Annotated in this window: 14 protein-coding genes; 11 read left to right on the forward strand and 3 right to left on the reverse strand. The window is 64.4% G+C overall.

Annotation, left to right across the window (positions count from 1 at the left end; translation table 11 throughout):
• Positions 1-141: 141 nt before the first annotated feature.
• Positions 142-927 (reverse strand): aldolase, encoded by a 786-nt coding sequence (locus tag EGJ86_RS00220; protein ID WP_125833498.1) that lies wholly within the window; start codon positions 925-927, stop codon positions 142-144.
• 182 nt (positions 928-1,109) lie between these two features.
• On the opposite strand from EGJ86_RS00220, the gene EGJ86_RS00225 reads away from it, so the two are divergent.
• Positions 1,110-2,429, forward strand: a complete 1,320-nt coding sequence (locus EGJ86_RS00225) for an aspartate aminotransferase family protein (RefSeq protein WP_125833499.1) — start codon at positions 1,110-1,112, stop codon at positions 2,427-2,429.
• Between the two features lie 74 nt (positions 2,430-2,503).
• Here EGJ86_RS00225 and EGJ86_RS00230 read toward each other — a convergent pair whose 3' ends face one another.
• The gene (locus EGJ86_RS00230; protein ID WP_125833500.1) at positions 2,504-3,997 is read right to left on the reverse strand and encodes a PLP-dependent aminotransferase family protein; all 1,494 of its coding nucleotides are present in this window, start codon (positions 3,995-3,997) and stop codon (positions 2,504-2,506) included.
• Between the two features lie 176 nt (positions 3,998-4,173).
• Here EGJ86_RS00230 and EGJ86_RS00235 point away from each other — a divergent pair, with 176 nt between their 5' ends.
• The 5 genes from EGJ86_RS00235 to EGJ86_RS00255 all read left to right on the forward strand — a co-directional run bounded on the left by EGJ86_RS00235 (position 4,174) and on the right by EGJ86_RS00255 (position 8,205).
• Positions 4,174-5,055, forward strand: coding sequence for a transporter substrate-binding domain-containing protein (locus tag EGJ86_RS00235; protein ID WP_125833501.1), 882 nt, complete (start codon positions 4,174-4,176; stop codon positions 5,053-5,055).
• A gap of 187 nt (positions 5,056-5,242) precedes the next feature.
• Positions 5,243-5,884, forward strand: coding sequence for an amino acid ABC transporter permease (locus EGJ86_RS00240; protein WP_106732567.1), 642 nt, complete (start codon positions 5,243-5,245; stop codon positions 5,882-5,884).
• Between the two features lie 10 nt (positions 5,885-5,894).
• Complete coding sequence (locus tag EGJ86_RS00245) at positions 5,895-6,557, forward strand: amino acid ABC transporter permease (protein ID WP_125833502.1); 663 nt, start codon at positions 5,895-5,897, stop codon at positions 6,555-6,557.
• Positions 6,550-7,308: an amino acid ABC transporter ATP-binding protein gene (locus tag EGJ86_RS00250; protein WP_125833503.1), complete on the forward strand. Its 759-nt coding sequence runs from the start codon at positions 6,550-6,552 to the stop codon at positions 7,306-7,308. Before EGJ86_RS00245 ends, EGJ86_RS00250 begins: the two co-directional genes overlap by 8 nt.
• A 138-nt stretch (positions 7,309-7,446) precedes the next feature.
• Positions 7,447-8,205, forward strand: coding sequence for an SDR family NAD(P)-dependent oxidoreductase (locus tag EGJ86_RS00255; protein WP_125833504.1), 759 nt, complete (start codon positions 7,447-7,449; stop codon positions 8,203-8,205).
• Positions 8,206-8,315: 110 nt separating this feature from the next.
• On the opposite strand, the gene EGJ86_RS00260 is transcribed toward EGJ86_RS00255, so the two are convergent.
• Entirely contained in the window at positions 8,316-9,026 is a 711-nt protein-coding gene (locus EGJ86_RS00260) for a sulfite exporter TauE/SafE family protein (RefSeq protein ID WP_125833505.1), read from the reverse strand.
• Between the two features lie 178 nt (positions 9,027-9,204).
• Here EGJ86_RS00260 and EGJ86_RS00265 point away from each other — a divergent pair, with 178 nt between their 5' ends.
• From EGJ86_RS00265 to EGJ86_RS00285, 5 genes are all read left to right on the forward strand, one after another.
• Positions 9,205-10,041, forward strand: a complete 837-nt coding sequence (locus EGJ86_RS00265; protein WP_125833506.1) for an urease accessory protein UreD — start codon at positions 9,205-9,207, stop codon at positions 10,039-10,041.
• A gap of 82 nt (positions 10,042-10,123) precedes the next feature.
• Positions 10,124-10,426 (forward strand): urease subunit gamma, encoded by a 303-nt coding sequence (gene ureA / locus EGJ86_RS00270; protein WP_017678731.1) that lies wholly within the window; start codon positions 10,124-10,126, stop codon positions 10,424-10,426.
• A 3-nt stretch (positions 10,427-10,429) separates the two neighbouring features.
• Complete coding sequence (locus EGJ86_RS00275; RefSeq protein WP_125833507.1) at positions 10,430-10,939, forward strand: GNAT family N-acetyltransferase; 510 nt, start codon at positions 10,430-10,432, stop codon at positions 10,937-10,939.
• Positions 10,940-10,943: 4 nt separating this feature from the next.
• Positions 10,944-11,477: a GNAT family N-acetyltransferase gene (locus EGJ86_RS00280; RefSeq protein ID WP_125833508.1), complete on the forward strand. Its 534-nt coding sequence runs from the start codon at positions 10,944-10,946 to the stop codon at positions 11,475-11,477.
• Positions 11,474-11,782, forward strand: coding sequence for an urease subunit beta (locus EGJ86_RS00285; RefSeq protein ID WP_125833509.1), 309 nt, complete (start codon positions 11,474-11,476; stop codon positions 11,780-11,782). The genes EGJ86_RS00280 and EGJ86_RS00285 overlap by 4 nt, the downstream gene beginning before the upstream one ends.
• The last annotated feature ends 137 nt before the right edge of the window (positions 11,783-11,919 follow it).

The raw sequence follows: 11,919 nt of genomic DNA on the forward strand, positions 1-11,919 counted from the left end.
TCCACCACTCTGCGACGCAATGGTGGATGAAAAAAACGTCATCCACCCTACGTCCTGATCCTCGTTGTGGGAGGGGCTTTAGCCGCGATTCGGTAACCGCCTCAGTCACCGCTAAAGCGCCTCCCACAGGACTTCGCCGTCCTACTCGGCGAAATCCGCCCCCTCGCGCAGCAACTGGCGCTTCACGCTCTCCAGATGCAGGTGCGCGCTTTCGGCGTTGCCCTGCAACATCTGCCGGCAGGCGGCACTGGCAATCGCCGGTGCCACAGCCTTCAACGGCCGACCGCTGGCCATGGCCTTGAGCTGCACCTCGGCGGCGCGCTCCAGGTAGTAGAGGTCGTCCCAGGCTTCGGCAATGCTCGGTCCCAACACCAACGGGCCATGGTTCTTCAGCATCAGCACATCGGCATCACCTGCCGCACGGGCGATGCGCTCGCCCTCGGCGTAGTTCAGGGCCAGACCCTGGTAATCCTCATCCACCGCCAGACGCTCATAGAACTTCAACGCCGTCTGCCCGGCCCAGACGAAGGGCTCGCCCTCCAGCATGCACAGTGCCGTGGCATTGGGCATGTGCGTGTGGAAGGCTGCCGTAGCGCGTGGGTTGAGACGATGCAACTGGGCGTGGATAAAGAACGCCGTGGCCTCGGGGCGGCCCTCGCCCAGCACCACGCGTCCGTCGAAATCGCAGATCAACAGCGACGAGGCCGTGATCTCGGCGAAGGCCAGGCCATAAGGGTTGACCAGAAACAGCTCCGGCCGCCCCGGCACCACCACGGAAAAATGATTGCAGATGCCTTCGCCCATGCCGAGCCGTGCCGCCATGCGAAAGCAGGCGGCCAGGTCGATACGCGCCTGGGCGATCGCGGGGCTGTTCAGGCCTTCAGTGGACGCCACCGGGGCAGTGTTGATTTCGAATGCGTGGGCCATGGTTTCACTCCTGAAAACGTATGCCTCCAGCCTAGCCTGTGCACACAGGCCGCCTAGGGACAGTTGTCCGACGTCAGCGAGCCAGACGCGCTGACCCGGCCACTTCCGGCATCTGGCCCTACGGCCAACGACCGCTTTGTTTCTAAGGTGCAGCCATCCGCAACGGCCAGCCCGAGGTCATCATGAGCACACCGATCAGCAACCAGTACGTCCACGATCTGGATCGCCAGCACGTCTTCCATTCCTGGTCGACCCAGGGCGCCCTCAACCCGCTGGTGATCGCCGGCGGCGAGGGCTGCACGCTGTGGGACTACGACGGCAAACGCTACCTCGACTTCAGCAGCCAACTGGTCAACACCAACATCGGCCACCAGCACCCGAAGGTGATTGCCGCCATCCAGGAACAGGCCGGCAGCCTGGTGACCATCGCCCCGGCCACCGCCAACCTGATGCGTGGCGAAGCGGCCAAGCGCATCCTCGCCCGCGCGCCGGCCGGTTTCTCCAAGGTGTTCTTCACCAACGCCGGGGCCGATGCCAACGAGAACGCCATGCGCATGGCGCGCCTGTACACCGGTCGCGACAAGATCCTCTCCGCCTACCGCTCCTACCATGGCAGCACTGGCGCGGCCATCGTCGCCACCGGTGACCCGCGCCGTGTGCCCAACGAATACGCCCGTGGCCATGTGCACTTTTTCAATCCCTACCTGTACCGCACCGAGTTCAATGCGGCGAACGAAGAAGAAGAATGCGCGCGTGCCCTGCAGCACCTGCGCCGGGTCATCGAGTGCGAGGGGCCGGGCGCCATCGCCGCCATCCTGCTGGAGAGCATTCCCGGCACCGCAGGCATTCTGGTACCGCCGAAAGGCTACATGCAGGGCGTGCGCAAGCTGGCCGACGAGTTCGGCATCATGCTCATCCTCGATGAAGTCATGGCCGGTTTCGGCCGCACCGGCAGCTGGCTGGCGCTGGAGCACTTCGACGTGGTGCCGGACCTGATCGTCTTCGCCAAGGGCGTCAACTCCGGCTATGTGCCGGCCGGTGGAGTGATGATTTCCAAGCCGATCTGCGAGCACTTCGACAACCACTTCTTCCCCGGCGGCCTGACCTACTCCGGCCACCCGCTGGCCATGGCCGCCATCGTCGCCACGCTGGATGCGATGACCGAGGAAGGCATGGTGGAAAATGCCCGCGATATCGGCGCACAAGTGCTCGGCCCGGGCCTGAAGAAACTGGCCGAGCGCTACCCGATGATCGGTGAAGCGCGTGGTGTCGGCCTGTTCTGGGCGCTGGAATTCGTCAGCGACGTACAGAAGAAAACGCCGATGCCGGCGCCAGTGATGCAGGAAATGAAGGCGGCGCTGACCGCGCGCGGGCTGCTCAGCTTCGTGGTGGAGAACCGCATCCATGTGGTGCCACCGTGCATCGTCAGCGCCGCCCAGGTAAACGAGGCGCTGGCGATCTTTGATGAAGTGTTCGCCCTGTTCGCGCCGCGCTTTGGCTGATAACCGTCGCGGCTAAAGCCCCTCCCACAAATGCCCAATGGCTCTGTGGGAGGGGCTTTAGCCGCGAACGTCTTTCACAACCCCGCCAACACCTCACCCAGTTTCTGCACGCCCGGCCGAATGCGTTCGGCATCGATGGCGTGAAAACCCAGGCGCATGAAATTCTTCGGCGCCTCGCCATCACCGAGGAAGAACTGCGCCCCGGACTCGATCAACACGCTCTGCTGCGCCGCCGCCCAGGCCAGGTGCTGGGTATCGACGCCCGCCGGCGCGGCCAGCCAGCAGGCGCTGGCACCTGGGCTGCCCATGGGCTGGCAATCGCTCAGGTCACTGCGCAGCGCCTGGTAGAGCAGCTCGCGGCGGCGGCAATGTTCTTCGCGAAAGCGCCGCAGGTGCGCGTCGTAATGCCCCTGGGCGAGGAAGTCGGCGAGCATGCGCTGGTTGTTCAACGGCGGGTGGCGATACATCAGCCGGCGCAGGGCGCGGAGCTCGTCGATCAGTTCGGCGTCGGCCACCATGTAGCCGATCCGCAGCCCCGGCGAGAAGGCCTTGGACAGGCTGCTCAGATAGATCACCCGGCCGCTGCTGTCGCTGGCCTTCAGCGCCGGCAGCGGGTGGTTGTCGAGGTTGAATTCGGCGTCGTAGTCGTCCTCGATCAGCACCTGGTCGTGCTCACGAATCTGCCTCAGCAGTTGTTCGCGCCGCGCCGTGCTCATCGCCACGCCCGTGGGTACCTGGTGCCCCGGCGTCACGTAGAGGTACTGACAGTCATCCAACCGCCGGTCCACCACCAGGCCCTGATCGTCGACATCCTGCAGGTGCACCTTGGCGCCGTGAATGTCGAAGATGCTCGCCGCATCGCGAAAGCCAGGGTTCTCCACGCCAACGCGCACACCGCGCGCCATCAGCAGGCTGGCCAGCAGATAGAGCGCGTTCTGCGAACCGAGGGTCACCAGAATCTCGTCGGCACGCGCCCAGATACCGCGCTTGGGCAGCACGCGGGTGCGTAGCTGCGCGATCAGCTGCTCATCGTCACGGTCGAAACGGTCGCCCAGCCACAGCTGGTCGCGCTCACCGCTGAGGTTCTTGCGCGACACCTCTCGCCAGCGCTCCAGTGGGAACAGTTCGCTGATCGGCTGACCGTAAATGAAGGGGTAGGTGAAACGGCTCCAGTTGCTCGGGCGCAATACGCCGTGCTTCAAACTGGGCTGCATGCGAAAGCGCGCGGCCCAATCCGGGGCAGTGGCGGCGCTGCTGTCATCGGACGGTTCCGGTTTTCGCAGCGGCGTCATGCGCAATACGGCATCGGTCTGCCCGCAGTAATCGGGGTGCAGGTAATAGCCGCTGCGCGGGCGGCTGACCAGGTAGCCGTTGTCGAGCAGGCTCTCATACACCAGCGCCACGGTGTTGCGCGAGACCGACAGTTGCTGGGACAGCTTGCGGCACGACGGCAGTGGCTCGTCAGCCGGGAAACCGCCGCCAAGAATGGCCGACACCAGCGACTCGCGAAGCTGCTCCTGAAGGCCGCGCTGACGGTCGAAATCAAGATGGTAAAAGTGATCGATCATGGCGCCCTCCAACAGCCAAACAACCCTGTGATGTAGCAAGTAGCGCGCCACTGTCGCTGGCCAGAACAAAGGCCGGAACTGCCCCTATCGCCGGCTCGTCAGGCGTCTCTAAGGTGAAAACCAAACCGCCGCCGAGCGGCCTGGACAACCCTTGTCGACACCTCTGGAGCACGCCCATGAAGCCATCGAAAACCGATTCCAAACCCTTCGGCCTGCTGCGCACGCTGGCCCTGGCCAGTTGCCTGGTCGGCGCCTCGCTGAGCGCCCACGCCGACCTTGACGACATCAAGTCCAAGGGCGTGATGACTGTTGCCACCGAGGACGACTACGCGCCGTTCAACTTTATCGTCGACGGCAAGCCGGAAGGGTTCCACAAGGAGCTGCTCGAAGACCTGAAAACCTACGCCAAGGCTCAGGGCTTCGACGTGAAGCAGGAAATCCTGCCCTGGACCGGCCTGCTCGCCTCGGTTTCGTCCGGCCAGTACGACATGGCCTTCACCGGCGCCCTGGTCACCGACGACCGCCTGCGCGTGTTCAACTTCGCCCCGCCCTTCGCCTCGGCGCAGCACTTCTACGTCAAGCGCGCAGGCGATGACAGTCTCAGCGATATCGCCAGCCTGTGTGGCAAGACCGTCGGCCTGCAGGCCGGCAGCGCCCTGCTCGCGCGCCTGCCGGAACTGAAGAAGATGATGGAGGCCGAGGGTTGCAAGATCGGCAAGGTCACCGAATACCCGTCCTACCCGGAGGCCTACGCTGACCTGGCCAACGGCCGCCTGGACTACGTGATCAACGCGCTGATTTCGGTCAACGACCTGGTCAAGACCCGTGGCGACACCTTCGCCAAGGGCATCGCCGTATCCGGCGACGGTTTCGCCGCCTGGCCAGTACCGAAGAACAGCCCCGAGCTGCTGGAATTCCTCACCGGCTTCATGACCGAAGTTCGCGACAGCGGCCGCTTGGCCGAGCTGCAGACCAAGTGGTTCGGCGAAGCCTTCCCGGCCATGCCCAAGGAGCCGATCACCACGGTCGAACAGTTCCACGAACTGGCCGGCATGTGACAGCGGGCTGCGGCCAGGTCTCTGACATGACCACGTAGGGTGCGCCGCGCACCAGCGTAAATGGTGCCAGCGCCTCGGTGCGCACGGCGCACCCTACATGCTCATCGCCAACGCACTGCCGTCTATCAGGGCCAGCTCTGGCCCTGACCTTGCTTGCAACACCCCATTCCCTTCCCTGGAGCCCGACATGAACGGACAAGCCTGGTTATTGCTGCTCGAAGGCGCCTGGACGACTCTGTGGATCTCCTCGATCGCCATCGCCCTGGGCGTCGTCATCGGTCTGGGTATCGCCCTGCTGCGCATGGCGCGCATTCCCTTTGTGGAACAGGCGCTGGTGCTCTACGTCAGCCTTGCGCGCGCCACACCGCTGGTCACCCTGGTGCTGTTCATCTTTCTCTCGGCGCCAACCTTCGGCCTGGCCATGGATCGCAACACGGCAGCGATCCTTGCCCTCACCATGAATACCGCGGCCTTCAACGCCGAAGTGTGGCGCACAGCCTTCATCAGTTTTTCCCGCGAGCAGAAGGAAGCCGCACTGGCCTGCGGCATGACCAACGGCGTGTTCTTCCGCCGCATCATGCTGCCGCAGATGATCACCAGCAGCCTGCCCGGCCTGGTCAACGAGATGTCCTTCCTGATCAAGAGCAGCCCGGCCATCGCGGTAATCGGCATCGTCGATCTGACCCGCGTGACCAATCGCATCAGCGCCGTGACCTACGAGCCGCTGCCACCGATTCTCGCCGCTGCCCTGCTGTACATGCTGATCATCGGCGTGCTGCTCAAGGTGCAGGCCATCGCCGAGAAAAAAGCCAACCGACTGGCCATGTGAGGACGCGACCATGACCGAATGGAGCATCATCTGGGAGGCGCGCGACGCCTTCCTCAACGGCGCACTCAATACGCTGATCCTGTTCGTCCTGTCGGTGCTGGCAGCCTTCGTCATCGGCTGTTTCAGCGTCTACCTGCTGGAGGGCCGCACCTGGCTGTCGACCCTGCTGCGCGGGGCGATCAACCTGATGCGCATGCTGCCCTTTCTGGTACTGGCCTACCTGCTCTACTACGGGCTGCCGGCGCTTGGCATCAAGCCCAGCGCCTGGGGCGCGGGCCTGGTGGCCCTGGCCATCTATCACGCGGCCTACTTCGCCGAGATCCTGCGCGGCGCGCGCCTGGTGCTGCCGCTCGGCCAGGTCGAGGCGGCCAAGGCCCATGGCTTCCGCCCCGCTCGCCTGTACTGGCGGATCATCCTGCCGCAACTGGTGATCCGCACCCGTCCGCTGCTCGGCAACCAGTTGATCTATGCACTGAAGGACACCGCCTTTCTCACCATCATCACCGTGCAGGAACTGACCGCTGCGGCCAATTCGGTGCAAGCCACCTACTTCATTCCCAGCGAGGCGTTCATCGTGGTCATCGCCCTGTACTGGCTCATCAGCATCTGCCTGGAACTGGCGCTCAAATGGGCGAGCCGGTTCGGCGCCAAACGAGGTTTCGAACATGCCTGACGTACCCGCGGTACAGATCGACAATCTGTCCAAGAGCTTCGACGGTGTCGAGGTGCTACGCGATATCTCGCTGACCGTAAACAAGGGCGAGGTGGTCAGCGTGCTGGGCTCCTCCGGCTCGGGCAAATCCACCCTGCTGCGCTGTATCAACTGGCTCGAAGAGCCGGATCGCGGCAGCATTCATATCGCCGGCCAGCGCATCGGCGTCGACGCCCTGGGCAAGCGCATGAACAACCGCGACCTGGCGGCGATTCGCGCGCGTACCGGCATGGTGTTCCAGAGCTTCAACCTGTGGCCGCACCTGAACGTGTTGCAGAACGTCATGGAGGCACCGATGCAGGTGAAGAAGATGCGCAAGGACGAGGCCCGCGCCATCGCCCAGACGCTGCTGGAAAAAGTCGGCATGGAACAGAAGGCAGAGGCCTTTCCCTACACCCTCTCCGGTGGGCAGAAGCAGCGCGTGGCGATAGCCCGCGCGCTGGCCATGAGCCCGGAAGTGATCCTGTTCGACGAGCCGACCTCGGCACTCGACCCGGAGCGGGTCGGTGAAGTGCTGACGGTGATGAAGAACCTCTCCAGCGAGGGCTACACCATGATCGTGGTCACCCACGAAATGGAATTCGCCCGTGCGGTGTCGGATCAGGTGGTGTTCCTGGAAAAGGGCCTGCTGATCGAGAAATCCGCCCCGGAGAAGTTCTTCACCAACCCGGAAACCGAACGCGTGCGCAAGTTCCTCGAACTGTCCGCATGAATCCGCAGCCAACTGTGGAGCACGGCCTTTAGGCCAAGGTTTTACACTGGCGCACCGCACCAAAAGGACTGCTCGAGCTGCGCCCGATAGAGGATGCAGGAGCAGGCCATGAACCCTGATAGCAAAACGAGGTTATCCATGAGCAAGGTGGCATTCATCACAGGCGCGACATCCGGTTTCGGCCGCGCCACGGCACGACGTTTCGCCGAGGCCGGCTGGGCCCTGGTACTCAGCGGCCGACGCCTGGAGCGCCTGGAAGAGCTGAAGACCGAACTGCAGGACAAGGTGCCGGTGCACATCGCTGCGCTCGACGTACGTGATGCCGCCGCGGTGAAAGCGCTGGTCGACGGCCTGCAAGCCCCCTTCGACCGTATCGACGTGCTGGTCAACAACGCAGGTCTGGCGCTGGCCCCAGAGGCCGCGCAGAAGGTTGCCCTGCAAGACTGGCACACCATGATCGACACCAACGTCACCGGCCTGGTCAACGTCACCCACGCCGTGCTGCCGAAGCTGCTGGAAATCGGCAAGGGCACCAGCATCATCAACATCGGCTCGGTGGCCGGCGAATGGCCCTACCCGGGCGGCCACGTGTACGGCGCCACCAAGGCGTTCGTCAAACAGTTCAGCTTCAACCTGCGTTGCGACCTAGTATCCACCGGCGTGCGCGTCACCGACATCGCCCCCGGCATGGCCGAAACCGAGTTCACCCTGGTACGTACCAAGGGCAATCAGGCTGCCTCCGACGCGCTGTACGGCACCACCACTCCGCTGACCGCCGAAGATATCGCCGAGCAGATCTTCTACGTCGCCACCCTGCCGGACCACATCAACATCAACCGCCTGGAAATCATGCCGAGCCGCCAGGCCTGGTCGCCCTTCGCCATCGACCGCGATTGAAGGACGCGCCTCGCAGGGCGGGTCATCGACGCCGAACCCGCCCGTAGGGTGCGCCGTGCGCACCGCTGCGATCCCGCAACTACGGTTCTTCTCGGTGCGCGCAGCGCACCCTACAGGATCGCCTTCAGCAGGCTGCCCAGCGACAACAGCACCAGCAACCCTCCGATCAGCACCCGCAACGACAACGGCTGCCAGCGCGGATGCAGCCACTGGCCGAGCAGGTTACCGGCCAGCGCCGGCAATGCCAGCTCCAGCGCTAGCCGCCACAGCGCGCCGTTCAGCACACCCGCAAGCCCCAACCCGATCAGCGCAGCGCTACTGCTGGCGAGGAAGAACAGCACCGCCGTGCCGCGTAACTGGCGTGTATCGAGGCCACTGCGCAACAGGTAGATCATCAAGGGCGGGCCGCCAGCCGAAGCCACGGTGGTCGCCAGGCCGGATGCCAGCCCTGCCAACCAGGCCATGCCCTGGCTCACCGGCGTGGCCACGGAGGGCCGCCATAACACCAGCATGCCCCCGCACAGACAAAGCACCGCCACCAGCGGCGCCATGATGCGGGCCGACAGCCACAGTAACAGCAAGGCGCCCAGCGGCACCGCCAGCAGCATGCCGACCAATAGCCGCCCCAGCACACGCCCATGCACGGCGCGCAACGCCGCCGGCCACAGCGTCACGCTGCAGGCCACATCGAGAATCAGCGCCACCGGCACCGCTTCCGCAGGCGGCAGTCGCAGCATCAGTCCGAGCGCCATCAACATGGCGAAACCAAAGCCGCTATAGCCGCGCACCAACCCGGCGGCAAAGGCGATAAAAGTGAACATGAGCGCTCCGCACGAATCGACGCCCCACTCTAGAGCCGGCCAGGTACGAGAAGGCAGAGCCAGATACGGCAGTGCGACTGGCCACCGCCGCAGACAGCGCAATGCGCACCGAATTGGTTCAGGGCACGCCTCTTGCTTGCCCACTCGGTCAACTATCTTGCGGAATCGCTGCCTCAACATGAATCTGCCCGCCGCCCTGTTCACGCCAAGCTGGCCTGCCGAGCTGGAGCTGGCCTACGCGCGCCACGGCGAACGCACCACACCAGTGCAGAGACGCCACCTAGGCCCACTAAGAGTGCAGAAGCACCTGTATGCCGAAGGCCCGGAGGTGTGCCAGCACATCATCGTTCACCCGCCCGGCGGCATTGCCGGTGGTGACGTTCTGGATATCTCGGCCCACGCTGGCGAAAACACCTGGGTGCAACTCACCAGTCCAGGCGCAGCCAAGTGGTATCGCGCCGCGGGCGTCGCCCATCAGAATCTGCACCTGCGCGTCGACCCCGGCGCGACCCTTGAATGGCTGCCGCAGGAAACCATCATCTATGCCGGTGCCCAGGCCGAACTGCACACGCAGATCGACCTGCACGGCGATGCTCGCCTGTTCTACTGGGACATCGTCGCCCTCGGCCGCCCCGCTGCCGCCGAGCGCTTTGCCAGCGGCCACTTCCAGGCCGCTCTGGACATCCGCCGCGATGGCAAGCTGCTCTGGCACGAGCGCCAGCGCGTGAGCGGCGACGACGGCCTGCTCGACTCGCCCATCGGCCTCGACGGCCAGCCGGTATTCGCCACCCTGCTGATCAGCGCCGATGTAGACAGTGATTTACTGGAACGCTGCCGGGAGCTGAAGATCGACGGTGTACGCGGTGACCTCAGCCAGATTTCAGGCCTGCTTGTAGCGCGCTGCCTGGCCAGTGAAGCACTCAAGGCACGCGCCTGGCTGATCGAGTTGTGGCGCCTGCTGCGCCCGGCGCTGCTGGGGCGTGAAGCACGCCCACCCCGTATCTGGAGCACATGACGGCGGATGTAAAAAGCGACATCCGCCCTACCCCACGACGCATTCCGGCGATGCCAGGCATACGCCCCAATGGAGTAACACGATGGATCTGAGTCCACGCGAGAAAGACAAGCTGCTGATCTTCACCGCCGGCCTGGTGGCCGAGCGCCGCCTGGCGCGCGGAGTAAAGCTGAATTACCCGGAAGCCATGGCCTATATCTCTGCTGCCCTGCTCGAAGGCGCACGCGACGGCCAAACGGTCGCCGAATTGATGCACTTCGGCACCACCCTGCTGAGCCGCGATCAGGTGATGGAAGGCGTACCGGAGATGATCCCGGAGATCCAGATCGAAGCCACCTTCCCTGACGGCACCAAGCTGGTGACCGTGCACCAGCCGATTGCTTAAGTCATGACCTATTCGATTCAAGACGCCGGTGAAGCCGACCTGCCCGGCATCCTGGCCATCTACAACGACGCGGTGCAGCACACCACGGCGATCTGGAACGAGACCCTGGTGGATCTCGCCAACCGCCGCGCCTGGCTGGCGGAGCGCACCGCAGCCGGCTTCCCGGTGCTGGTCGCACATGACGCCGCCAGCGAGGTAGTCGGCTACGCCAGCTACGGCACCTGGCGCACCATCGAAGGCTTCCGTCAGACCGTCGAGCACTCGGTCTACGTGCGCGCCGACCAGCGCGGCCAGGGCCTCGGCCCGGTACTGATGCAGGCGCTGATCGAACGCGCCCGCGCCGCCAACCTGCACGTCATGGTCGCCGCCATCGAGTCGGAAAATGCCGCCTCGATCCGTCTGCACCAGCGCCTCGGCTTCGTCACCACCGGACAGATGCCCCAGGTAGGCCGCAAGTTCGGCCGCTGGCTGGATCTGACTTTCATGCAACTGATCCTCGGCGCCAAGGAGTGACCCCGTGGACGTGACGCTACAGCGACTCGACAGCGCCAGCTTCGCCAACTACCGCGAAGGCTTGATCGTCCTGCTGCTCGATGCAGTCAACGATGGCGCATCGCTGGGCTTTCTCGCCGATCTCGACGAGCGAGGCGCCGCCAAGTATTTCACTCAGGTACAGGCGGGCATTGCCGACGGCTCATTGCTGCTCTGGGTGGCCCATGAACAGGGCCGCGTAATGGGCAGCGTGCAACTGAGCCTGTGCCAGAAGCCCAACGGCCTGAATCGCGCAGAGATTCAAAAGCTGCTGGTACTGAGCACGGCGCGTCGCAGGGGTATCGCCCGCCTACTGATGCAAGCCGTCGAGCAGGAAGCGGCAGCCCGCAAACGTGGCCTGCTGTACCTCGACACCGAGGCCGGCAGTGACGCAGAACAGCTCTATCACCACCTCGGCTACCAGTGTATCGGTGGCCTACCCGATTACGCCTGCGGCCCAGACGGTACCTACCGGGCCAATGCCATCTACTACAAGACGCTTGCGAGGCCTTCCTTATGATTCCCGGCCAATACCAGATTGCCGACGGCGAGATCGAGCTCAACGCCGGTCGCCGCACCCTGACCCTGTCCGTGGCCAACAGTGGCGACCGGCCGATCCAGGTCGGCTCGCACTACCACTTCTTCGAAACCAACGACGCCCTGCTGTTCGACCGCGCCAGTACTCGCGGTATGCGCCTGAATATCCCGGCCGGCACTGCCGTACGTTTCGAACCGGGGCAGAGCCGTGACGTGGAGCTGGTCGATCTGGCCGGCGCACGCCGGGTGTTCGGCTTCGCCGGCCGGGTGATGGGCGACCTGGATTGAGGTGACGCTTGTAGGAGCGGGGTTTTACGCGCAAAACGCATAGAGGGGGAAAACCCCCCCGAAAAAAAAAACCCCCCCCGCCAAACCCCCCCCCACCAAAACCACCCCCCCACCCGCCCCCACCCCGAGGGAGAATT

The sequence above is a fragment of the Pseudomonas sp. o96-267 genome, assembly GCF_003935465.1.
Classification (GTDB): domain Bacteria; phylum Pseudomonadota; class Gammaproteobacteria; order Pseudomonadales; family Pseudomonadaceae; genus Aquipseudomonas; species Aquipseudomonas sediminis.